General features: G+C 70.1%; 17 protein-coding genes. 4 read left to right on the plus strand and 13 right to left on the minus strand.

All coding sequences use genetic code 11. From position 1 onward, the window contains the following. Positions 1 to 79: 79 nt before the first annotated feature. Positions 80 to 697 (plus strand): GNAT family N-acetyltransferase, encoded by a 618-nt coding sequence (locus tag BLW85_RS19970; protein ID WP_070028847.1) that lies wholly within the window; start codon positions 80 to 82, stop codon positions 695 to 697. Positions 698 to 772: 75 nt separating this feature from the next. On the opposite strand, the gene trxA is transcribed toward BLW85_RS19970, so the two are convergent. From trxA to BLW85_RS20005, 7 genes are all read right to left on the minus strand, one after another. Continuing rightward, positions 773 to 1102 carry a thioredoxin gene (gene trxA, locus BLW85_RS19975; protein ID WP_070028846.1) on the minus strand — a complete coding sequence of 110 codons (330 nt, stop codon included), beginning with the start codon at positions 1100 to 1102 and terminating at the stop codon, positions 773 to 775. Positions 1103 to 1159: 57 nt separating this feature from the next. Beyond that, entirely contained in the window at positions 1160 to 2131 is a 972-nt protein-coding gene (trxB, locus tag BLW85_RS19980) for a thioredoxin-disulfide reductase (protein WP_070028845.1), read from the minus strand. 168 nt (positions 2132 to 2299) lie between these two features. Beyond that, positions 2300 to 3220: a hypothetical protein gene (locus tag BLW85_RS19985; RefSeq protein ID WP_074992764.1), complete on the minus strand. Its 921-nt coding sequence runs from the start codon at positions 3218 to 3220 to the stop codon at positions 2300 to 2302. Further along, on the minus strand, positions 3217 to 3966 hold the full coding sequence (sigM, locus tag BLW85_RS19990) for an RNA polymerase sigma factor SigM (RefSeq protein ID WP_074992765.1): 750 nt from the start codon (positions 3964 to 3966) through the stop codon (positions 3217 to 3219). Before sigM ends, BLW85_RS19985 begins: the two co-directional genes overlap by 4 nt. A gap of 26 nt (positions 3967 to 3992) precedes the next feature. Then, entirely contained in the window at positions 3993 to 5711 is a 1719-nt protein-coding gene (locus BLW85_RS19995; RefSeq protein ID WP_070028842.1) for a protein kinase family protein, read from the minus strand. Between the two features lie 118 nt (positions 5712 to 5829). Further along, a complete protein-coding gene (gene murJ, locus BLW85_RS20000) occupies positions 5830 to 8217 on the minus strand; it encodes a murein biosynthesis integral membrane protein MurJ (protein ID WP_074992766.1) in 2388 nt (795 codons plus the stop codon). Between the two features lie 46 nt (positions 8218 to 8263). Beyond that, entirely contained in the window at positions 8264 to 10636 is a 2373-nt protein-coding gene (locus BLW85_RS20005) for a DUF6049 family protein (protein WP_074992767.1), read from the minus strand. 278 nt (positions 10637 to 10914) lie between these two features. Here BLW85_RS20005 and BLW85_RS20010 point away from each other — a divergent pair, with 278 nt between their 5' ends. Beyond that, a complete protein-coding gene (locus tag BLW85_RS20010; protein WP_074992768.1) occupies positions 10915 to 12357 on the plus strand; it encodes a CCA tRNA nucleotidyltransferase in 1443 nt (480 codons plus the stop codon). Positions 12358 to 12423: 66 nt separating this feature from the next. On the opposite strand, the gene BLW85_RS20015 is transcribed toward BLW85_RS20010, so the two are convergent. The 3 genes from BLW85_RS20015 to BLW85_RS20025 all read right to left on the minus strand — a co-directional run bounded on the left by BLW85_RS20015 (position 12424) and on the right by BLW85_RS20025 (position 15679). Continuing rightward, entirely contained in the window at positions 12424 to 13725 is a 1302-nt protein-coding gene (locus BLW85_RS20015; protein ID WP_074992769.1) for an MFS transporter, read from the minus strand. A 144-nt stretch (positions 13726 to 13869) separates the two neighbouring features. Then, positions 13870 to 14952, minus strand: coding sequence for an inositol-3-phosphate synthase (locus BLW85_RS20020; protein WP_070028837.1), 1083 nt, complete (start codon positions 14950 to 14952; stop codon positions 13870 to 13872). Positions 14953 to 14995: 43 nt separating this feature from the next. Then, on the minus strand, positions 14996 to 15679 hold the full coding sequence (locus BLW85_RS20025; protein WP_070028836.1) for a PadR family transcriptional regulator: 684 nt from the start codon (positions 15677 to 15679) through the stop codon (positions 14996 to 14998). Between the two features lie 395 nt (positions 15680 to 16074). On the opposite strand from BLW85_RS20025, the gene BLW85_RS20030 reads away from it, so the two are divergent. Further along, a complete protein-coding gene (locus BLW85_RS20030; protein ID WP_074992770.1) occupies positions 16075 to 18774 on the plus strand; it encodes a transglycosylase domain-containing protein in 2700 nt (899 codons plus the stop codon). A gap of 129 nt (positions 18775 to 18903) precedes the next feature. After that, entirely contained in the window at positions 18904 to 20448 is a 1545-nt protein-coding gene (locus tag BLW85_RS20035; protein ID WP_208624870.1) for a glycosyltransferase family 87 protein, read from the plus strand. A gap of 74 nt (positions 20449 to 20522) precedes the next feature. Here the strand turns inward: BLW85_RS20035 and BLW85_RS20040 are convergent, their stop codons facing one another. From BLW85_RS20040 to BLW85_RS20050, 3 genes are all read right to left on the minus strand, one after another. Beyond that, entirely contained in the window at positions 20523 to 21554 is a 1032-nt protein-coding gene (locus BLW85_RS20040) for an alanine racemase (RefSeq protein WP_070028834.1), read from the minus strand. An 83-nt stretch (positions 21555 to 21637) separates the two neighbouring features. Beyond that, on the minus strand, positions 21638 to 22759 hold the full coding sequence (gene femX, locus BLW85_RS20045; RefSeq protein ID WP_070028833.1) for a peptidoglycan bridge formation glycyltransferase FemX: 1122 nt from the start codon (positions 22757 to 22759) through the stop codon (positions 21638 to 21640). Between the two features lie 131 nt (positions 22760 to 22890). Further along, a complete protein-coding gene (locus BLW85_RS20050; protein ID WP_070028832.1) occupies positions 22891 to 23202 on the minus strand; it encodes a hypothetical protein in 312 nt (103 codons plus the stop codon). Positions 23203 to 23226: the final 24 nt, after the last annotated feature.

Below are 23226 nucleotides of genomic sequence, written 5' to 3' on the forward strand. Positions count from 1 at the left end.
CGATGCCGATCAGGGAGCGCAGTGCTCTGACGGCCGCCCGCGTTGTGGCGGTCGGTGACGGAAGCGAGGAACAGCTTTCATGGGGCGTCGGCTTGTGCCGCTCACTCTGGACAACCTTCAGGACCTTCCCCAACGCTGTCGCTCATGTGTCTTCTGGGAACTGGACCCTGTCAGCGGCGAGGCGGCGGTCAAGGGCGGCACGGCCGCCGTGGAGAAGGAGTCCTGGATCTCCGCCGTCCTGCTCGACTGGGGCTCGTGCGGGCGCGTGGTCTACGTCGATGACGTACCGGTGGGCTTTGTGCTCTACGCCCCGCCCGCCTACGTCCCCCGCTCGGCGGCCTTCCCCACGAGCCCGATCTCTCCCGACGCCGTCCAGCTGATCACGTCCTTCATCAAGCCCGGATACCAGGGACAGGGCCTGGGACGGGTGCTGGTGCAGACGGTCGCCAAGGATCTGCTCCGACGGGGCTTCAAGGCCATAGAGGCCTTCGGGGACGCCCGCTGGAAGGAGCCCGCCTGTCTGCTGCCGGCCGACCATCTGCTGGCCGTGGGCTTCAAGACGGTACGACAGCACCCCACGCACCCCCGGCTGCGGCTGGAGCTGCGCTCCACGCTCTCCTGGAAGGAGGACGTCGAGATGGCGATCGACCGGCTGCTGGGCGCCGTCCAGAAGGAACCCGCGCTGAGACCGCTCTAGTCGGGGCCGACCGGAGGGACATAAGCGAATGGGCCAACCCCCAGGGGTTGGCCCATTCGTGTTTCACGTGAAACATCACTCGGCGATGAAGTCCTCGAGGTCGCGCACGATCGCGGCCTTGGGCTTGGCGCCGACGATGGTCTTGGCGACCTCGCCGCCCTGGTAGACGTTCAGGGTCGGGATGGACATGACGCCGTACTTGGCGGCCGTGGCCGGGTTCTCGTCGATGTTGAGCTTGACGATCTCGATCTTGTCGCCGTGCTCCGCGGCGATCGCCTCAAGAGAGGGAGCGATCTGGCGGCACGGACCGCACCAGGCGGCCCAGAAGTCCACCAGGACGGGCTTGTCGTTCTTGAGGACGTCCTCCTCGAAGGAGGCGTCGGTCACGTTCTTCAGGGCGGCCACTCTGGGCTCCTTACCTTGGTCGTGGGGTGGGCGGGGAAGGAAAGCTGAGAGGAAGGCTCAGACCGCGGCGGTCTTCTCGGGCTCGGCCTTGTCCTCGTCCGCCAGGGCGGCGAGGTAGCGCTCGGCGTCCAGGGCGGCGGAGCAACCGGTGCCGGCCGCGGTGATCGCCTGCCGGTAGGTGTGGTCGACCACGTCGCCGGCGGCGAAGACACCGGTCACATTGGTGCGGGTGGACGGGGCGGCGACCTTCAGGTAGCCCTCCTCGTCGAGGTCCAGCTGGCCCTTGAACAGCTCCGTGCGCGGGTCGTGGCCGATGGCGATGAACAGTCCGGTCACGGGCAGCTCGGACAGCTCACCGGTCTTGACGTTGCGCAGCTTCAGCCCGGAGAGCTTCTGGTCGCCCTGGATCTCGGCGACCTCGCTGTCCCAGACGAACTTGATCTTCGGGTCGCCGAAGGCGCGCTCCTGCATCGCCTTCGAGGCGCGCAGCGTGTCCCGGCGGTGGACGATCGTCACGGACTTGGCGAAGCGGGAGAGGAAGGTGGCCTCCTCCATCGCGGTGTCGCCGCCGCCGATCACGGCGATGTCCTGGTCCTTGAAGAAGAACCCGTCGCAGGTGGCGCACCAGGAGACACCGCGGCCGGAGAGCGCGTCCTCGTTCGGGAGGCCGAGCTTGCGGTGCTGGGAGCCCGTGGTGACGATGACGGCCTTCGCCTTGTGGACCGTGCCCGAGGTGTCGGTGACGGTCTTGATCTCACCGGTCAGATCGACCGAGACGATGTCGTCGGGGATCAGTTCGGCGCCGAAGCGTTCGGCCTGCGCCCGCATGTTGTCCATGAGGTCGGGGCCCATGATGCCGTCGCGGAAGCCCGGGAAGTTCTCCACCTCGGTGGTGTTCATCAGCGCACCACCGGCGGTGACGGCGCCTTCGAACACCAGCGGCTTCAGCGACGCACGGGCGGTGTACAGCGCCGACGTGTAGCCTGCGGGCCCGGAGCCGATGATGATCACGTTACGGACGTCGCTCACGGCTTGATTCCTCGTCTCTGGTCTGCGTCAGTGACCGGTGGATGCCCCTTTCGGGGCTCTCACCCCACCCAACGGATCCTACGGGGCGCGCATTCCCGTTGTGTCCGGGCACACGCGTGCGGGACGAGACGGAGCGAATGAGGGCGCCACGCCGGGCCGGGACCCCGCTCAGGGACGGTCGACGGACTGCTTCAGAAGAACCGTGCCGGCGGTCGCGGACCGCTGTCCCACACAGGCGGCGTCGACCACATAAGCGGTGACGCGCGCGCTGTCCTGGGAATCGGGAAGGACCACGAGATAGGCCCTCTTCCCGGCATAGGAACCGTTCTTCGCAGCCAGTGCCTGCTCGCCCCGGGGGATCGCCTGCCGCACGCAGTCCGGAACCGGCACCTGGGGCTGAAGGAGCGTGTTCGCGCTTTCGGTCGTCTGCGGAGTGTTGGGCTGGACGCCGCTGCCCGACCGCGGCTGCTGGGTGGCGGGGCCCCGCTGTAGGCCCTTCTCCGCTCCCAGCAGGCCCCGCACCTGGTTCTGGACGCTGGTACCGGAGAAAGCGCCCGCGGAAGCGCTCGGCTTGCCATGGGCCGTCGTGGTGGACGTCCCGCCGCCGAGCGACTGGAGCACCAGCGCACCGGCGCCCAGAACGGCGGCGGTCAGCACACCGCCCAGCACCAGGGCCCGGCGCCGCCCTCTCTTTTCCCTGCCCGGCTTCCTCCCCGGCCCTGTCGCCGCCTGTGGGCGGCCGGCGGGGCGACCGGTCGGAGCCGGGACCGCATGGTCCGCAGGGGGCGATGTTTCACGTGAAACATCGACCACGGACTCCGCTTCGGGGGCAGAGGCATGGAGCAGGGCCTCGGCGGCAAGGGCGGCATCGATCCGCTGGGCGACGTCGGCCGGCATGGGCTCGTTCGCCGGGGCGGTCCCCAGCAGCCCGCGGATCTCCTCCAGCGAGGCATAGATGTCCGCGCACAGTTCACAGGCGTCCAGATGACGCCGTACGTCCGTGCCGCGCCCGGCGGGGAGCAGGCCTTCGGCGAGGTCGGAGATCTCCGTGACGTCCGGGTGCCCGGCCGCGTCGGTCGTCGCTGTCACGCTCGCCCACCTCCGCCCTTCACTGCGGCTGAATCGGTCGGTCCCGGATCCCGGAGACCTCCGTCGGAAGACTCCGTTGCGGATGGGACGGATGCCTCTTGCACCCGGTTCCGTCCCCGGCCACTCTCTTCTTCGCCGGCGGACGCGTCGGGCCGGGGGGCTCCTCCACGAGTGGGGCGCAGATGGGTGAGTAGCGGCAGCAGCCGGGCTCTGCCCCGGGCGCAGCGGCTCTTCACCGTCCCCGTGGGCACGTCGAGGATCCGGGCCGCCTCGGCGACCGGGTAGCCCTGCATGTCCACGAGGACCAGCGCGGCGCGCTGCTCCGGCGGCAGCGTGCCGAGCGCCTCGACGAGCTGGCGGTGCAGATCGTTGCGCTCGGCCGGCGCCGAGGCGGACTCGTGCGGCTCCAGCAGCTGCTCCAGCCGCTCGGTGTCGTCCACCGGGGCGGTCTTGCGGGAGGCCGCCTTGCGGGCGCGGTCCAGGCAGGCGTTGACCGTGATCCGGTGCAGCCAGGTCGTCACCGCCGACTGCCCCCGGAAGGTGTGCGCGGCACGGTAGGCGGACACCAGGGCGTCCTGCACCGCGTCGGCTGCCTCCTCGCGGTCGCCGAGCGTCCTCAGTGCGACCGCCCAGAGCCGGTCCCGGTGCCGCCGTACGATCTCGGCGAAGGCGTCGGGGTCGCCCTGCACATGGCGGGCGAGCAGCTCCTGGTCGCCCACCCCGGCGTATTCGACGCCCTCCGCCATCTGTCCCCTCCGGTCCGGGTGAGACGTCAGCCCGTGAACTTCACTTCGCCGATGGCCTGCTTGTAACCGGCGCTGGCGTACAGCTGGGAGTCGTAGCCGGAGTTCGGCACGGCCGTCAGCCACACCAGGACGTACCGCGTCTTCAGCTGCTTGCCGACCTTCACGGTGGCGGTGGTGCCGGTGGTGGTGGTACTGCCGATCCGGGTCATCGAGTCCAGCGACGGCGGGTTCAGCGAGTCCGCCGCGTACAGCTCGACGGTGGTGTGGTCGCCGCCGTAGCGCAGGTTGAGCGTGGCGGTGCCGAGCTGGGTGGACGAGCCGAGGTCGTAGACGATGCCCACGCCCGGCTTGTACGGCGCGAAGGACGGCCCCTCGTTGAAGGACTTGGTCTTCCAGTAGGTCGACGGATTGCCGTCGTACGTCTTGGCGACGTCTCCGGGGCTCTGGGCGTCGCCCTTGGCGACGAACTCCTGGCCGCCCTGGATCTTTATCGGCGTCGTCTTCGGCCGGCCGGCGGTCTTGTCGCCGTCGTCGGTGGTCTGGCTCTTGTTGGTGTCGTTCGACTTGCCGCCCTGGTCCATCAGGGCGTCGGCCAGCTGCCAGCTGCCGAGCCCGAGGGCGGCGATGAGGAGGGCGGAGACCGCCCACTTCAGGGCCTTGCCGGTGCGGCTCTGCAGCGGGGGCGGCGGTGGCGCGATCGGCTGGGTGGCGCCGGGGTGCACCGGCGGGCGGCCGTAGGTGCCCTGCTGGTACGTCGTGCGCTGGTACTCCGGCGGCGCGGTGAACGTCGGCTCCGGCGGGCGGATGCGGGGCATCTCGCTGATCGCCTTCACCAGCTCCTCGGGCGTGGTGCACGGGGCCTCGTGCCGGGACGCGGTGGCGCCGTCGTTGACGAGGGCCCGCATGGCCAGCTCGGACAGACCGCGGTGGACGCCGGCCCGCACCTGGTCCGGTGCGATGAGGCCGATGTCCTTCGGGAGGCCCGACAGGCCGTAGGCGTCGTTCTCGTAGGGCCAGCGCTGGGTCAGCGCCGCGTACAGCAGGGCGCCGATGGCCTCCGTGTCGGTGCGCTGCGGGGTGTCGGAGCTGATGCCGCGCAGCGCGGCGTTCACCGCGAGGCCGCGGATACGCCACTGACCGGTCGAGGTGCGCAGCACGGCGTTGGGGTTCAGCCGCAGATGGGCGAGGCCCTCACGGTGCGCGGCGGCCATGGCGGAGGCCACCTGACTGACCATCTGGTAGGCGTCGTGCGGTTCCAGCGGGCCGGCGGTGAGCAGGGTGGTCAGTTCGGTGGCGTCGGGCAGCCATTCGTGCACGACGTAGACGAGGTCGTTCTCCTCGACGGCGTCGAGGACCTGGACGAAGCGCGGGTCGCCGAGCAGCGCGGAGGACCGGGCCGCGGCGAGGACGGACCGGGCCCGTGCGTGATCCGCGGGCAGCACATGGACCCCGACCGCCCGACGGAGTTTCTCGTCGACGGCACGCCAGCTGCTGAACCCGTCCAGTCGGGTGACGCACTCCTCCAGCCGGTAGCGTCTGGCGAGCTTGTGACCGCTGTGCAGTTCCGGAGGCGAGGCCTGCTTCAAGGAACCCTTCGCGTCACTCCCCTGCGCCCCGTCACCGTCCGTGTCCCGCTCCGGGTTCTTGGCCACCCCGTCGGCCGTGGACTGGTCCGCCTTCGCGGTCAGCGGCTGCTCGCCGCTGTTGTCTGCCACGTCGACGGCAGCCGTGCTCCGTTCCGCCACCGTCGTCCCTGCCTCCCCATCCGTTGCACGCTGTCCGACGCCGAAACCAATTGTGCCCACAGTCCGCCGCTATGCACGACACGCGGCGGCGGACGATGGTTGTGCCCCTACCCGCGCCTCAGCGACCCAGACGCCCGCGCACCATACCCACGAGCGAGTTGAGTTCGTCGATCCGCATCCGGCGGGCGGCGACGAAGAAGACTCCCAGCAGAACGGCCCCGCCGACGACCAGCGCCGCGAAGGAACCGATGACGCCCTGGCCGAGGCTGTGCGCGATGCCGTAGCAGGCCGCACCGCTGAGCAGGGCCGCCGGAATGGAGGCGATGCACAGCCGCGCGTACGTCCGCAGCACCCGGGCGCCGTCCAGGTCGCCGCCCAGCCGCTTGCGCAGCCGACGCCAGGCGACGGCCACCCCGATCGCGTAGGCGACGCCGTACGCGGCGGCCATGCCGGCGACCGCCCAGCGGGCCGGCAGCAGGAAGAAGCACAGCGCCGAGGCGCCCGCGTTCACCGCGGCGACGATGACGGTGTTGTAGAAGGGGGTGCGGGTGTCCTCGTAGGCGTAGAAGGCACGCAGGACGACGTACTGCACCGAGAACGGGATCAGGCCGAGACCGAAGGCCATCAGCATGTAGCCCATGTTGGTGGCCGAGCTGGTGCCGGAGCTGCCGAAGATCAGGGTGCACATCGGGATGCCCAGCGCCACGAAACCGAAGGCGACCGGGACGATGGCGACCGCGGTGGTCCGCAGGCCCTGCGAGATGTCGTCGCGTACGGCGCCGCCGTCGCCCTCGGAGGCCGAGCGGGAGATGCGCGGCAGCAGGGCGGCCATCAGGGAGACCGTGATGATGGCCTGCGGCAGGCCCCAGATCAGCTGGGCGTTGGCGTAGGCGGCGAAGCCGGTGCCGGAGACGCCGGACTCCTTGCCGGCCGCGGTGGAGAGCTGGGTGACGATCATGGCGCCGGCCTGGTTGGCGAGCACGAACAGGAACGTCCACTTGGCGAGCGCCGCCGCCTTGCCCAGACCGTGGCCGCGCCAGTCGAACCGCGGCCGGATCCGGAACCCGGTCTCGCGCAGATAGGGGATCATCGCCAGCGCCTGCACGACCAGGCCGAGCAACACACCGACGCCGAGCAGGCGCTGGCCCTGCGGCGGGATGTTCGTGACCGTCATGTGGGAGTGCGCGGCGGTGCCGTAGACCCAGATGAACATGCCCAGCGTCACGATGATGACGATGTTGTTCAGGACCGGGGTCCACATCATCGCGCCGAACTTGCCACGGGCGTTGAGTACCTGACCCATCACCACGTGGATGCCCATGAAGAAGATCGAGGGCAGGAAGTAGCGGGTGAAGGTGACCGCGACCTCGTTGGCCGCCGGGTTGCTGGCGACCGGGTTGGAGATCATGCGGACCAGCAGAGGGGCCGCGAACATCGCGAGGGCGGTCAACGCGGCGAGCGCCACCATCACCAGGGTCAGCAGCCGGTTGGCGAAGGCCTCGCCGCCGTCCTCGTCCTCCTTCATCGAGCGGACCAGCTGCGGCACGAAGACCGAGTTGAGGCCGCCGCCCACGGTGAGGATGTAGATCATGGTCGGCAGCTGGTAGGCGACCTGGAAGGAGTCGCCGAGGAAGCCGAGGCCGAGCGCGGAGACGATCAGCGCGGAGCGGACGAAGCCGGTGAGCCGGGAGACCAGGGTGCCCGCCGCCATGACGGCGCTGGACTTCAGCAGCCCGGCGGCCTTGCCGCCCTTCTTCGCGGGGGCGGGAGCGGCGGTCGCCACGGAGGCCGCGGGCGCCATGGCCGCCTCGGCCGCCCCGGCGCCCGCAGGACCGGCGGGCTCGGGCACCCCGGCCGGCGCCGGCACCGGGGGCTGCATCGGGTTGTGGGCGGCATACGGCGCCGACTGGTACCCGGAGCCCGCGTACGGGTTCGGCTGCTGCGGGTGCCCGCCGTGGGCCGACGGGTACGGTCCGCCGGCCCCCGGGCCGTTGCCCGGCGCCGCGGCCGGACCCGGAAGGCCCGCGGAGTCCACCGGCAGATGACCGCCGCTGTGCTGCTGGTCCTTGAAGAGATGAGCGAAGGCGTCCGGCTCGTGGTACTCCTCGCCGGAGTGCGAGACCAGGTCGTCCACCCCGACGAACTGGGTGGTGCGCGGATCGTCGCCGTAGGGCAGGTAGGGCGCCGCGCCGTCGGGCTCCGGCGCCGGGGTCTGCGCCCACACCCGCGGATCGGGCGCGTAGGGCGACTGGGCGGGCTGGCCGTACAGCGGCTGCTCGTAGCCGCTCTGGGGCGGCGGGGGGTGCGCGGCACGGTCGTAGAGCGCCTCGGCGACCGGGTCCTGGGCGGTCAGGTCGTGCGCCCGGTAGGGGTCCTGCTCGTAGGCGTCCTGGAGGTACATGTCCGCCGCTTGCTGCGGCGGCACCTGGCCGGGGTCGGGCGGCGTCTCGGGGTAGCCCGAGCCGGCCGCGCCCTGGCCGCGGTCACCGTCGTACGGCGCGTTCATGCCTTACCCCACCTCATCGTCCCGGGCCCACCGGCCACGACATCGCTCAACGGTCCACTCTCTCACCCGTCCCGGACGGGTCGGTGCTTTCCGGTGCGGTGTCCGGCGCAGGGTCACTCGGCTGCTCCGGGTCGTCTGCCCCGGAGGCGGAGTCGGACTCCCCCGGGAGACGGTCCCCGGGCCCGCCGGGGTTCCCCGGCTCGTCGGAGTGCTCCCCCGCCTCGCCCGGTCCGCCCTCCCCGGCCCGGCGGGCGGCCGCGCGCTTGCGCTGGGTGTACATCCGGAAGCCGGCGAGGACGAGGAGCAGCACACCGCCGCCGATGACCAGCATCACCGTGGGCGTGACCTCGGTGACCTTCACGTCGAAGGTGACGGGGGCGCCGTACTCCTGGCCGTCCTCGGTGTACAGCTGGGCGATCACCGTCGCCCGGCCGTTGGCGTTGGCCGACGTGCTGAACTTCACCGACTGGGCGTGGCCGCCGGCGATGTCGACGGATTGCTCCGCGTAGGCCTTGCCGCCGATCTTCAGACGGGTCGGCATGGTCGAGCTGAGGCGCAGCACCAGATGACCGACCGGCTGGACCAGGTTGTTCTGGACGGTCACCGGGATGGTCGCGCTGCGTCCGGAGAGCTTGGTCTCGGACTTGTCGATCAGCTTGACCTGCCGGGCCAGGTCGTCGAGCCACGACTCGACCCCGCTGCGGTAGCTGTCGCCCGCCTCTTCCTGGCCCCGCCACGACGTGGACATCCCGCGGTTTATGGCCCGCCCGAACGGGGTCACCACGCGGGACTGGTCGGAGAGGATCACCTGGAAGTTGTCGAGCTTGTCCTGGGTGCGGGCGATCTGCCCGAAGGCGGAGACCGGCAGCTCCTGGCGGCGCAGGGCGGAGGGGTAGGCGGAGGTCGAGGGGATGCGCGTGGTGGCGTTCGGGTCGGGCTTGGCCTTGGCCGCGGCGGTCAGGTCCTGGGCCTGGGACCACGTGCCGCCCTGGAGCGCCTTCACCGCCGTGGCCATCGCCTGTGCCTGGTCCGCGGTGGGCATGCGCTGCGGCGCGACGACGATGCTGCGCTGCTGGTCGGTCTGGGCGTTGATCTCCAGGCTCTGGGCCAGGAACTGCTGCACGGCGAGCGTGGCCGGTCCCGCCTTGGTCAGATCGCCCTCGAAGGCCGTGGACAGCTTGGCGTCGGCGACGATCGCCGTGGTGCCACCGCCGACCGGCCGGGCCGCCGAGGGCGTGTACGACAGCCCGGCGGTGTCCTGGAGGCTGTCGCTGCGGGCGATCACCCGGTCGGCACCGGCGGAGGTCGCGACCCTCATGATCGACGGGTCCACGGCGCCGTCCACGGGCCAGGCGTAGTCCGTGCTCGGTGTGACGTGGAGCACGGTCTTGACGGTGGTGGCGGCGACGTCGGTGGCGTCCTTGAGATGGCTCAGGGAGCCGGTGACGCTGGTGCCGCGGTGGGCGAGGGACGCCAGGTCCGGGTCGGCGAAGGGCAGCGCGACGACCTCCTTGCCCACGACCGCCTTCTGCAGATCGGCCAGCCACTGCTTGGCGAGCGCCTGGTGGTCCTTGGGCCCGGGCGTGGTGGTGTCGCCGTCGCCCGGCAGTCGGTAGTTGCCGGATGCCATGGCGTCCACGGAGGCCAGCAGGTCCGGGTCGATCACCCAGGTGACGTCCAGGTCCTTGCCCAGGTCGACCATCCGGGCCAGGCGGCCGCCCGGCGCCAGCTCCTTGGCCAGGTCGTCGTTGAGGAACTCGGGCGTCTGCAGCTCCCCGGCGCCGGTCCTGGCCGTCAGATGGACGGTGGACAGCAGCGGCCACAGGAACGTCGTCCGCGTCTTGGTGCCGGCGTCGGACGGCTGCCACGGCAGGAAGGTCCGCTGCACGCCGAGCAGCTGCTGCCAGGGCTGTGCGGAGGTCTGCCCGGACAGGGCGACCCCGAATTCATAGACGCCGTCCGCGCCGAGGTCCAGCTTGTCCACCGGGACCGAGATGCTGAAGTGCTCGGCGACGCCCGGCGCCAGCTTGGTGAACTTCTGCTCGTACTTGCCGCCGACCTCGGTGCCGGCGGCGCCCTGGAGATCGTCGGGATGGCGGGCCACCGCGCTGATCTCCGAGCGGGTGTTCAGCATCGGGCCGACCCGCAGACCCACGTGGGCACCGGTGACGGTCTGCTTGCCGTTGTTGGTCACCGTGCCGGAGACGGTCAGGGTGTCGCCGTCGGTGGGGGCGTTGGGGGTCAGGGAGTCCAGGGAGACCGACACCGGGTCCCCGGACGCCGCCTGGGCGGGTGCGGCGGCGGGCAGCTGGAGCAGCCCGGCCAGGAGTGGCACCCCGGCGAGCAGCGCTCCGGTGCGCCGCAGCCAGCGGCGCGCAGGTGAGGCACTGGTCCCCTGGAAGTCAGCCGCCTCGGCCACGCGCTCGCCCGTCCCTCGTCGTCGTCAGTGGTCGTCGGAATGTGCGTCCCCGCATGGTAACGATGCGCGCCGAGCGGAAGTGCCGCGGTCTCCGTCACAAGATCGCCAAGCGGCGGCGACCCGTCCTCTATATCCAGTATCGAGGGGAGAGGAGGCGTACGCCGCAAGAGCAGTGCTTGCGCGGGTATGCCGGGAGCTGTCCGCACCCCGCGCCGGGGGGTCGTCCCGGACCTTATGGGGGAGCCCTGGAGGGCCCGAGGCACGTACCCTCTTCTGTTGTGCCGAACCCCAACGAAGACACTCCCTCCGCCCTGAGCCAGGCGCAGCAGCGCGCGGTCACCGAGCTGCTGCGGGTGGCGCCGGTCGCCGACGATCTCGCCCGCCGATTCCAGGAGGCCGGGTTCTCCCTCGCCCTGGTCGGCGGGTCGGTGCGCGACGCACTGCTCGGCCGGCTCGGCAACGATCTGGACTTCACCACCGACGCCCGCCCCGAGGACGTATTGAAGATCGTCCGGCCCTGGGCGGACGCCGTCTGGGAGGTGGGGATCGCCTTCGGCACCGTCGGCGCCCAGAAGGACGGCTATCAGATCGAGGTCACCACCTACCGGTCGGAGGCGTACGACCGCACCTCGCGCAAGCCCGAGGTGTCCTACGGCGACTCCATCGAGGAGGATCTGGTCCGCCGGGACTTCACGGTCAACGCGATGGCCGTGGCGCTGCCGGCGAAGGAGTTCATCGATCCGCACGGTGGCCTGGGCGACCTCGCGGCACGGGTGCTGCGGACGCCGGGCACCCCGGAGGACTCCTTCTCGGACGACCCGCTGCGGATGATGCGCGCCGCCCGCTTCGCCGCCCAGCTGGACTTCGAGGTCGCCCCCGAGGTCGTCTCCGCCATGACGGACATGGCGGGACGCATCGAGATCGTCTCGGCGGAACGGGTCCGGGACGAGCTGAACAAGCTGATCCTCTCCGAGCACCCGCGCAAGGGGCTGACCCTGCTCGTCGACAGCGGGCTCGCCGGTCATGTGCTGCCCGAGCTGCCGGCGCTGCGCCTGGAGCGTGACGAGCACCACCGGCACAAGGACGTCTACGAGCACACCCTGATCGTCCTGGAGCAGGCGATCGCGCTGGAGGAGAACGGCCCCGACCTCACGCTGCGGCTGGCCGCGCTGCTGCACGACATCGGCAAGCCGCGCACGCGCCGCTTCGAGAAGGACGGGCGGGTCTCCTTCCACCACCACGAGGTGGTCGGCGCCAAGATGACCAAGAAGCGCATGACCGCCCTGAAGTACTCCAACGAGCTGGTGAAGGACGTCTCGCGGCTGGTCGAGCTGCATCTGCGCTTCCACGGCTATGGCACCGGGGAGTGGACGGACTCGGCGGTCCGCCGCTACGTCCGTGACGCGGGCCCCCTGCTGGAGCGCCTGCACAAGCTGACCCGCTCCGACTGCACCACCCGCAACAAGCGGAAGGCGGCCGCGCTGTCCCGGGCCTATGACGGCCTGGAGGACCGCATCGCGCAGTTGCAGGAGCAGGAGGAGCTGGACGCGATCCGCCCGGACCTCGACGGCAACCAGATCATGGAGATCCTGGGCGTCGGCCCGGGCCCGGTGATCGGCAAGGCGTACAAGCACCTGCTGGAGCTGCGGCTGGAGAACGGTCCGATGGAGCACGACGCCGCGGTGGCCGCACTCAAGGAGTGGTGGGCCGGGCAGGACTGAGCGGAGGGCCCGGCCGGTGTTTCACGTGAAACATCCGCCGGGCGGGCCGTGCCGAGGGCCGATGTTTCACGTGAAACATCGGCCCTCTTTCCGTGTCCCCGCCCCGCGCAGTCGCTCGAAGTACCCCAGGAAGACGGCCACGGCCGCGTAGATCACGGCCACCAGGGCGACCAGTGCCGGTGATCGGCCGTCCGGCGGGAGTATCAGGGCGGCCACACCGGCGGCACCGACGAAGGCCACATTGAAGAGCACGTCGTAGACCGAGAAGACCCGGCCCCGGAAACCGTCGTCCACGCCGGCCTGGACGATGGTGTCGGTGGCGATCTTGGCTCCCTGGGTGATCAGCCCCAGCACGAACACCGCGACGAGCAGCGGGGCGGTCGCGAAGGGCAGGCCCAGCGCGGGTTCCAGCAGCGCGGCCGACGCCGAGCACACCACGATCCAGCGGATCGGTCCCAGCCGTCCCGCCGCCCAGGGCGTCACCACGGCCGCCGCGAAGAATCCCGCACCGGACAGGGCCAGGGCCAGGCCGAGCAGCCGCAGTCCCTCCTCGGGCGTCGCCGCGAGCGAGTAGCGGCACAGCATGAGCAGCAGGACGAGGAGCGCGCCGTAGCAGAAGCGCATCAGCGTCATCGAGCCCAGCGCCCAGGCCGCGTCCCTGCGCCCCCGGGTGGCCAGATGCCTCATGGCCGCGAGCAGATCGCGTGCCGTGTCGGCGAGCGCGGTCATCAGATGCGGTTGCAGCTGTCGCCGGTCGGGACCGAGGAGGGAGGGGGCCATGCTCAGGGAGACGGCCGCCGCGCACAGGTAGAGAAAGGCACCCAGCAGCACCACCGCGGCGTCGGACCCCGAGGACAGCAGCCGTACCGCGAAGGCGAGTCCGCCGCCGACGGTCGCGGCGAGCGTGCCGGCCGTCGGGGACAGTGAGTTGGCGATCACCAGTCGCTCGGTGTCGACCACCCGGGGCAGGGCCGCGGACAGTCCGGCGAGGATGAAGCGGTTGACGGCCGTGACACACAGCGCTGAGGCGTAGAAGAGCCAGGCCGGTACCTGGCCCGCCATCAGTACGGCGGTCGCGACGGCCAGCAGCGCGCGCAGCAGATTGCCGTGGACGAACACCTGGCGGCGCCGCCAGCGGTCCAGCAGGACGCCCGCGAAGGGACCGACGAGTGAATAGGGGAGCAGCAGCACCGCCATCGCCGAGGCGATCGCGGCGGGCGAGGTCTGCTTCTCCGGGGAGAAGACGACATAGGCGGCGAGCGCGACCTGGTAGACCCCGTCGGCGCCCTGGGACAGCAGACGGACGTACAGCAGGCGCCGGAAGTACCGCAGGCGCAACAGGACGCGCAGGTCACGGACGACGGGCATGGGGCTCAGCCTCACATATGCGGAAGGTCCCCGGGTCGGGACCCGGGGACCTTCACAGCCCTGGCAGGAGCGATTTTTGTGCGAGCGGTTCCACGCCGGGGCGCGTCGCGTCACGCGCCGCCCGGCGCGCCGCGCCGGGCCGAGTTAGCGCTCGACCTCGCCGCGGATGAACTTCTCGACGTTCTCGCGGGCCTCGTCGTCGAAGTACTGGACCGGCGGGGACTTCATGAAGTAGGAGGACGCGGAGAGGACGGGACCACCGATGCCCCGGTCCTTCGCGATCTTCGCGGCACGCAGGGCGTCGATGATGACACCGGCGGAGTTCGGGGAGTCCCAGACCTCGAGCTTGTACTCCAGGTTCAGCGGAACGTCACCGAAGGCGCGGCCCTCGAGGCGGACGTACGCCCACTTGCGGTCGTCCAGCCAGGCCACGTAGTCGGACGGGCCGATGTGGACGTTCTTCTCGCCGAGGTCCCGGTCGGGGATCTGGGAGGTGACGGCCTGCGTCTTGGAGATCTTCTTGGACTCGAGGCGCTCACGCTCGAGCATGTTCTTGAAGTCCATGTTGCCGCCGACGTTCAGCTGCATCGTGCGGTCCAGGATGACACCGCGGTCCTCGAACAGCTTGGCCATGACGCGGTGCGTGATGGTGGCGCCGACCTGGGACTTGATGTCGTCACCGACGATCGGCACACCGGCCTCGGTGAACTTGTCCGCCCACTCCTTGGTGCCGGCGATGAAGACCGGAAGGGCGTTGACGAAGGCGACCTTGGCGTCGATGGCGCACTGGGCGTAGAACTTCGCCGCGTCCTCGGAGCCGACCGGCAGGTAGCAGACCAGGACGTCGACCTGCTTGTCCTTCAGGATCTGGACGACGTCGACCGGCTCGGCGTCCGACTCCTCGATGGTGGCGCGGTAGTACTTGCCGAGGCCGTCGAGGGTGTGGCCGCGCTGCACGGTGATGCCGGTGTTCGGCACGTCGCAGATCTTGATGGTGTTGTTCTCGGAGGCGCCGATGGCGTCCGCCAGGTCGAGGCCGACCTTCTTGGCGTCCACGTCGAACGCGGCCACGAACTCGATGTCACGCACGTGGTAGTCACCGAACTGCACGTGCATCAGACCGGGGACCTTGGCCGCCGGGTCGGCGTCCTTGTAGTACTCGACTCCCTGCACCAGCGACGCGGCGCAGTTGCCCACGCCGACGATGGCTACGCGAACCGAACCCATTCCGGTTGCTCCCTGTGTGTACGAGTGAGGCCCTGACTGGGACTCACGTGGCGGTGTCGTCGGGCGTATCCGTCCGGGAGGTGTCCCCCGGCCGGGGCAGGCCGCCCGTCGATCCAGTGGTGGTGTCCTGTTGAGCGGACCCCCCGGACGCGGAACCCCTCAGGTCCCGTCCGGCTCGCTCGCTCTCGATGAGCTCGTTCAGCCAGCGCACTTCGCGCTCCACGGACTCCATCCCGTGGCGCTGGAGCTCAAGTGTGTAGTCGTCCAGCCGCTCCCGCGTACGAGCCAGGGAGGCGCGCATCTTCTCCAGGCGCTCCTCCAGGCGGCTGCGCCGGCCCTCCAGCACGCGCATGCGCACATCGCGCGAGGTCTGCCCGAAGAAGGCGAACCGTGCGGCGAAGTGCTCGTCCTCGTACGCGTCGGGACCGGTCTGCGAGAGCAGGTCCTCGAAGTGCTCCTTACCTTCCGCCGTCAATCGATAGACGATCTTGGCGCGGCGTCCGGCGAGGGGAGCGGCGAGGGCGTCCTCGTGGGTGTTGCCGGGCTCCTCGGTCAACCAGCCGTTGGCGACCAGCGTCTTGAGGCAGGGATACAGGGTTCCGTAGCTGAACGCACGGAACACACCCAGGGACGTGTTGAGTCGTTTACGCAGCTCGTAGCCGTGCATGGGGGACTCGCGCAGCAGGCCGAGCACGGCGAACTCAAGGATGCCGGAACGCCGGCTCATCGTCGCCTCCTCTCGGCCCGCGGGTCCTCCGCGGGTCTCTCCGTGCCTCTCAACGCGTCTTTATCTCGCGCTGATGTATCGACTCGATACATCCCGACGATAGAACGGCGTATCGCACGGGACAAGGGGGGCGGTGGTGAACGGGATCACATAACCGATTCGTAGGAGGCAACTTGCCTGGTTTGCGGTGAACTTCGGGGCTCGGCTGGTTTTGGCGGTGCGTAGTCTGTGCGGCATGCAGACCACCGGGAACCATGCGACGCCTGGGGAGCGTCGTCGTCCCCGGTGCAGTACGGGTGAATGCGCGACCGACCGCATCCGTACGCCGGGGGGACCGGAAACCAGCCGCCGTTCCAGGCGCGCACGGGTGCGCCTGCCCGAGGAGTAATCGTTCGATGAGCGAGCACCGTCGCAAACCGCCGCAGCCGCAGGGAGGCGGACGTGCCGCGGCCCGACGTGGCCAGTCAGGCTCGTCCCCCGGCCGCCGCGCGGCACCGCGAGGCGCCAGCGGATCGCCTGCCGACTCTCCGGGAGACGCGGAGCGGCCGCTCGGCGGCCGCGCCGAGGCCCGGCGCGCCGCCCAGAGAAACGGGGGCGGGCGCCGCAGGGCCGATCCCGGGGGCCGCCGCGGTGGTCCGGGCGGTCCCACCGGCCCTGGACGGGGCCGGGGACGTACGGCACCGCCCGGCAAGAAGCGGTTCATCGACTATCCCCGCGTGGACAAGTACGGATGGCGCCGCTGGGTGCCCTCCTGGAAGCTCGTGTCGGGCATGTTCATCGGTTTCGTCGGCTGCCTGGTGGCCGTGGCCGGCATCGGGTACGCGATGGTGAGCGTCCCGGACGTGGCCAAGACGGCGACGGCGCAGAACAACGTCTACTACTGGTCCGACAAATCGGTGATGGTCGCCACCGGCGGTGAGACCAACCGCCAGATCATCAACTACGAGGACATCCCCCGGGAGATGCGCTACGCCGTCATCTCCCAGGAGAACAAGACCTTTGAGACCGACAGCGGTGTCGACCCGGCGGGCATCGGTCGCGCGATCTTCAACATGGCCCGGGGCGGTCAGACCCAGGGCGGTTCGACGATCACCCAGCAGTACGTGAAGAACGCCATGCTGGACGACCAGTCGCAGACCCTCTCCCGCAAGTTCAAGGAGATCTTCGTCGCGATCAAGGTGGGCGCCACCGTGCCCAAGCCGAAGATCATGGCCGGATACCTGAACTCGGCGTACTTCGGCCGCGGCGCCTACGGCATCCAGGCGGCCTCCCGCGCCTACTTCAACGTCGACGCCAAGGACCTCAACCCGGGTCAGTGCGCCTTCCTGGCGGCGATGCTGAAGGGTGCCACCTACTACGACCCGGCGGGCGCGACGTCCCTCGACCCCAACGCCACGGCGCAGGCCAACCAGAAGCGCGCCCTGGGGCAGATGCAGGACACCCTCGACAAGATGGTCAAGTACGGCCATCTCAGCCCCGCCGAGCGCGCCAAGTACCGCACGCTGCCGCACTGGCAGAACCCGCGGTCCAACAGCCGGCTCAGCGGGCAGATCGGTTACCTGGTCGACCTCGCCAAGTCCTACCTGATCAACAACAGCGACAAGACCCACGTCACCGCTGACGATCTGCAGAAGGGCGGCTACCGGATCTACACGACCTTCGACAAGAAGAAGGTCAACGCGCTGGAAGCCGCCGTCAAGCGCGTCCGGGACGCCAACATCAAGCCCAAGCAGCGCCCGGACACGGACACCTACGTCCAGTTCGGCGGTGCCTCGGTCGACCCGACGTCGGGCGCCATCAAGGCCATCTACGGCGGTGAGGACGCGACCAAGCACTTCACCGATAACGCCGACTCGACCGGTGCCCAGGTGGGCTCGACCTTCAAGCCCTTCGTGCTCGCGGCCGCGATGAAGTGGGGTGTCCGCGACCCGCACGGCCCGGAGAACCAAGGGCCCGACCAGCGCACGATCGCCTCCCCCAAGAGCCTGTACAGCGGCAAGAACAAGCTCAAGATCGAGAAGTACGACCACACGGTCTGGACCGACAAGGACGGCAAGGAGTGGCTCCAGACCAACGACGGCGATGACAACGTCGGCAACCCGCCGGACTACAAGATCGACCTCCGTGAGGCGATGCAGTTCTCGGTGAACTCCGCCTATGTGCAGCTCGGCATGGACGTGGGCCTGGACAAGGTGAAGCAGTCCGCGCTCGACGCGGGCGTGCTGGAGAGCAGCCTGGCCAGCGCCAACTACCCGTCCTTCTCGATCGGCACCTCCGACCCGAGCGCCATCCGCATGGCCGGGGCCTACGGCACCTTCGCCGCCAGCGGCAAGCAGAACGATCCGTACTCGGTCGACAGGGTCGAGAACAAGGACGGGGTCGTCTTCACGCACAAGGCGGCGCCGAAGGACGCCTTCGACCCGAACGTGGCGAACAACGTCACCGACGTCCTGCGGACCGTGGTCGACAAGGGCACGGGTACCAGCGCCCGGCTGCCCGGACGCGAGGTGGCGGGCAAGACCGGTACCACCGACGGCAACAAGTCGGCCTGGTTCGTCGGCTACACCCCGCAGCTGTCCACCGCGATCAGCATGTTCCGCCTGGACGACAACGCGAACAACAAGCAGCGGACGTTCCTGGAGATGTACGGAACGGGCGGCCAGAAGAAGATCCACGGTGCCTCGTTCCCGGCGGAGATCTGGCACGACTACATGGCCGAGGCGCTCCAGGGCCAGCCGGCGCTGACCTTCCCGGCGCCCCAGCCCATCGGCACGGTGGTCAACCCCGAGCCGACCCCGACGCCGACCCCGTCGGTCACGCAGAGCCCGTCCTCCAGCCCGAGCACGAGCCCGTCGCCGAGCGACAGCGGGCCCTCCCCGAGCCCGTCGACCAGCCAGTCCTGTGGCTTCTTCGGCTGCAACGACGGCGGCAACGGCAACGGTGGCAACAACGGCAACGGCGGGGGCAACGGCGGTCCCGGCGGGGGCGGTCCCGGCGGGGGCGGCGGTCCGTCGCCCTCGACGTCGGCCACCGACCCCAATGGGGACAACCGGGGCACCGGTCCGGGAGGCTTCTGGGGGAACCCGACAGGCTGACCCGGTCGTCCGGCCGATCGGCGGTCATACCGGCCGCCGTGTGCGTTTCACGTGAAACAAGGGCCGCCGCACCCGCGAGGTGCGGCGGCCCTCCGCGTTTTCCCGGACGGGTACGGCAGGATGTGCCCCATGCCCAGTGCAGAGACGACACCCGCGGGCGTGCGCGAGCCCGAGCCGGAGCGGTCCGCCCCATCGGAGCCGGTGCGGCCGACCAGGGAGGACGAGGTCGCGGCGGCCGGCAGTGAGCTGATCGGCGGCCCCATCGGCCGCTATGCCCGGCTGAGGACCTCCTGGTGGACGCCCGTGCGGGTCGTCGCACTGGTGGCGATCGGCATGTTCGCCCTCGGCCTGGTCCAGAAGGCGCCGTGCTATCACAGCGCCTGGTTCTTCGGCGCGAGCTCCCAGTACACGAAGGCCTGCTACTCGGACATCCCGCACCTCTACCAGGGCCGTGGCTTCGCCGACCACCTCGTGCCCTATTTCGACAAGCTCCCGGACGACCTCTCCGGCGGCATGGGCTACCTCGAATACCCGGTCCTGACCGGGGTGTTCATGCAGGTGGCCTCCTGGCTGACCCCGCACGGCGGCAGCATCCAGGACCAGGAGCAGTGGTACTGGTTCGTCAACGCCGCCATGCTGATGGTCTGCACGGCCGTCCTCGCCGTCTGCGTGGCCCGCACCCACCGGCGGCGCCCCTGGGACGGCCTGCTGGTCGCCCTGGCGCCCGCCGCCGCGCTGACCGCCACCATCAACTGGGACCTGCTGGCGGTGGCGCTGACGGCCGCCGCGATGCTGATGTGGGCCCGTCGTCGCCCGGTCGCCTTCGGCGTCCTCCTGGGGCTCGCCACGGCCGCCAAGCTCTATCCCGTCTTCCTGCTCGGCCCCCTGCTCGTGCTGTGCTGGCGGGCCGGCAAATGGCGGGAGTACGGGCAGGCCGTGGCAGGAGCGGTGGTCGCCTGGCTGGTGGTGAACCTGCCGGTGATGCTGTTCGCCTTCCCGGGCTGGTCGAAGTTCTACACGTTCAGCCAGGACCGGGGCGTCGACTTCGGCTCCTTCTGGCTGATCTGGTCCCAGAACTCCAGCAACCCGCCCGGCACCGGCTTCGTGAACACGGCGGCGACGGTGCTGGTGCTGCTGTGCGCCCTCGGCATCGCCGTGCTCACCTTCACCGCACCCCGCCGGCCGCGCTTCGCCCAGCTGGCCTTCCTGATCGTCGCGGTCTTCGTCCTCACCAACAAGGTCTACTCGCCGCAGTACGTGCTGTGGCTGGTGCCGCTGGCGGCCCTCGCCCGGCCCAAGTGGCGGGACTTCCTGATCTGGCAGGCGTGCGAGGTGGCGTACTTCCTCGGCATCTGGATGTACCTCGCGTACACGACCAGCGGAGACGCCCACAAGGGCCTGCCGACGCACGGCTACCACTGGGCGATCGCGCTGCACCTGCTGGGCACGCTGTACCTGTGCGCCGTCGTCGTCCGCGACATCCTGACGCCGGAACGGGACGTGGTGCGCCGGTCCGGGGACGACGACCCCTCGGGCGGCGTGCTCGACGGGGCGGACGACGTCTTCGTCCTGGGCGCGGCGGCCCGCCCGCCCCGGCACGCCACCCGTCACGAGGCGCCGCAGGTGGACTGGGGCAGGCCGGACTCGGCACCCCAGCAGGGCGGTTCGCTCTGAGCGAACGTCTCCCCAGGGCATGCAGAAGGCCGTACACGGTGCTCCGTGTACGGCCTTCTCGTCGAACTGGGGCCTCAGCGGTCCACGATGCGGTCGAACTGCGTGGTGGTGTGCCGCAGATGGGCCACCAGCTCGTCGCCGACCTTGGGCTCCGCGGCGTCCGAGGGGACGAACAGGATCGACACCTGCATGTGCGGCGGCTCGGCGAACCAGCGCTGCTTGCCGTCCCAGACGAACGGGGAGAGGTTCCGGTTGACCGTGGCGAGACCGGCGCGGGCGACGCCCTTGGCGCGCGGCATGACGCCGTGCAGGGCCTTCGGGGCCTCCAGGCCCACCCCGTGCGACGTACCGCCCGCCACGACCACCAGGAAGCCGTCGGAGGCGGCCTTCTGCTGCCGGTAGCCGAACCGGTCGCCCTTGGCCACCCGCGTGACGTCCAGGACGGCACCGCGGTACTCGGTCGCCTCGTGGTCCCCCAGCCACAGCCGCGTGCCGATGCGGGCGCGGAACCGGGTCTGCGGGAACTGCTGCTGGAGCCGGGCCAGTTCGTCGGCCTTGAGGTGGCTGACGAACATCGTGTGCAGCGGCAGCCGGGCCGCGCGCAGCCGGTCCATCCAGCCGATGACCTCCTCGACGGCGTCCGAGCCGTCCGTGCGGTCCAGCGGCAGATGGATGGCGAAGCCCTCCAGGCGGACGTTCTCTATGGCCTGGTGCAGCTGCGGCAGGTCCTGCTCGCTGATGCCGTGCCGCTTCATCGAGGACATCACCTCGATGACGACCCGGGCCCCCACCAGGCCGTACACGCCGTCGATCGAGGAGACCGAGCGCACGACCCGGTCGGGCAGCGGCACGGGCTCCTCGCCACGTCGGTAGGGCGTCAGCACCAGCAGGTCACCGCTGAAGAAATCCTTGATGCGCGCGGCCTCGTACGTCGTGCCGACGGCGAGCAGGTCCGAGCCGAGCCGGGTGGCCTCTTCCGACAGCCGTTCGTGCCCGAAGCCGTAGCCATTGCCCTTGCAGACCGGGACCAGACCCGGGAACTGCTCCTGCACATGCTTGTGGTGCGCCCGCCAGCGCGCGGTGTCGACGTAGAGCGTGAGCGCCATGGCCGGACCCGGACCCTTTCTCGTGGCTGAGGTGTATCGGGGGTGTGAGTGCTGTGAACCCTATGGAATCAAACGTCGGCTGCTCAGCGGCGCGACATGTAGATGTCGAGCGCCTTGTGGAGCAGCTTGTTCAGCGGGAAGTCCCATTCGCCGAGGTACTCCGCGGCCTGGCCGCCCGTGCCGACCTTGAACTGGATCAGGCCGAACAGGTGGTCGGACTCGTCCAGGGAGTCGGAGATGCCGCGCAGGTCGTAGACGGTGGCGCCGAGCGCGTAGGCGTCGCGCAGCATCCGCCACTGCATCGCGTTCGAGGGCCGGACCTCGCGGCCGATGTTGTCGGAGGCGCCGTAGGAGTACCAGACGTGGCCGCCGACGATCAGCATCGTCGCCGCGGAGAGGTTCACGCCGTTGTGCCGGGCGAAGTACAGCCGCATGCGGTTGGGGTCCTCGGTGTTGAGGGCCGTCCACATGCGCTGGAAGTACGACAGCGGCCGGGGCCGGAAGTGGTCGCGCACGGCCGTGATCTCGTACAGCCGCTGCCACTCGGCGAGGTCCTGGTAACCGCCCTGGACGACCTCGACGCCGGCCTTCTCGGCCTTCTTGATGTTGCGTCGCCACAGCTGGTTGAAGTTCTTGTGGACCTCTTCCAGGGAACGGTTCGCCAGCGGCACCTGGTAGACGTAGCGGGGCTGCACGTCGCCGAAGCCGGCGCCGCCGTCCTCGCCCTGCTGCCAGCCCATGCGGCGCAGCTTGTCGGCCACCTCGAAGGCGCGCGGCTCGATGAAGTCGGCCTCCAGGTCGCGCAGGCGCTTGACGTCCTGATCCTGGATGCCCTTCTTGATCGTCTCGGCGTTCCAGCGCCGGATGATCACCGGCGGGCCCATCTTCACGGAGAAGGCGCCCTGCTGCTTCAGGTGCGCCAGCATCGGCTGGATCCAGTCGTCCAGGTTCGGCGCGTACCAGTTGATGACCGGGCCCTCGGGCAGGTAGGCGAGGTAGCGCTTGATCTTGGGCAGCTGGCGGTAGAGGACCAGGCCCACGCCGACCAGCTGGCCGGTGCGCTCGTCGAACCAGCCGAGGTTCTCCGAGCGCCATTCCGCCTTCACGTCTGCCCAGGCCGGGACCTGCATGTGACTCGCCGACGGCAGGCTCTGGATGTAGGCCAGATGTTGCTCGCGGCTGATGGTCCTCAGGGTCAGGCTCATGTCGGGGCGCTCCTCGGGCTGGTGTGTCCCCATGGGTACAGGGGCTCCGGCTCTCGCGCCGAAGCCTACTGCCCGGGTGAGCGCCCCGACCGGGCGGACGGCTCAGAAGGGGCCGCCCGCAAGGGGCCGGGTCAGAACAGCCCGCCGAACAGGCCGCCGTTCGACATGCCGATCAGCAGGCCGATCCCGGAGGCGCCGAGACCCAGGACGAGCCCGAAGCGCTCGCGGGTGGTCACCGAGACCCACTGCCCGTACGCGCCGGTGAGGATGCCCACCAGGCCGGCCCAGGACGTGAGCAGGTGCAGGCCGGGGAAGAACGCGGTGATGAAGGACAGCAGGCCCAGGACCAGCGTCACGGCCATCAGGATGTCCGGGAGTGGGTGGGTCTTGCCGTCGCTGGCGAAGAGGGATCCGGCGGTGTTCGGCTGCAAAGCCTGTGCCATGGGGCACCTCCTGCGGAAGGCGGC

It is taken from the genome of Streptomyces misionensis, from assembly GCF_900104815.1.
GTDB lineage: Bacteria > Actinomycetota > Actinomycetes > Streptomycetales > Streptomycetaceae > Streptomyces > Streptomyces misionensis.

Excerpts from the sequence above, each read along its gene's own strand:
- femX (WP_070028833.1), bottom strand. The coding sequence starts at position 22,759 with ATGAGCCTGACCCTGAGGACCATCAGCCGCGAGCAACATCTGGCCTAC.
- murJ (WP_074992766.1), bottom strand. The coding sequence starts at position 8,217 with ATGAACGCGCCGTACGACGGTGACCGCGGCCAGGGCGCGGCCGGCTCG.
- BLW85_RS20025 (WP_070028836.1), bottom strand. The coding sequence starts at position 15,679 with ATGAGCCGGCGTTCCGGCATCCTTGAGTTCGCCGTGCTCGGCCTGCTG.
- BLW85_RS20020 (WP_070028837.1), bottom strand. The coding sequence starts at position 14,952 with ATGGGTTCGGTTCGCGTAGCCATCGTCGGCGTGGGCAACTGCGCCGCG.
- BLW85_RS20030 (WP_074992770.1), top strand. The coding sequence starts at position 16,075 with ATGAGCGAGCACCGTCGCAAACCGCCGCAGCCGCAGGGAGGCGGACGT.
- BLW85_RS20050 (WP_070028832.1), bottom strand. The coding sequence starts at position 23,202 with ATGGCACAGGCTTTGCAGCCGAACACCGCCGGATCCCTCTTCGCCAGC.
- BLW85_RS20035 (WP_208624870.1), top strand. The coding sequence starts at position 18,904 with ATGCCCAGTGCAGAGACGACACCCGCGGGCGTGCGCGAGCCCGAGCCG.
- sigM (WP_074992765.1), bottom strand. The coding sequence starts at position 3,966 with ATGGCGGAGGGCGTCGAATACGCCGGGGTGGGCGACCAGGAGCTGCTC.
- BLW85_RS20015 (WP_074992769.1), bottom strand. The coding sequence starts at position 13,725 with ATGCCCGTCGTCCGTGACCTGCGCGTCCTGTTGCGCCTGCGGTACTTC.
- BLW85_RS20040 (WP_070028834.1), bottom strand. The coding sequence starts at position 21,554 with ATGGCGCTCACGCTCTACGTCGACACCGCGCGCTGGCGGGCGCACCAC.
- BLW85_RS19970 (WP_070028847.1), top strand. The coding sequence starts at position 80 with ATGGGGCGTCGGCTTGTGCCGCTCACTCTGGACAACCTTCAGGACCTT.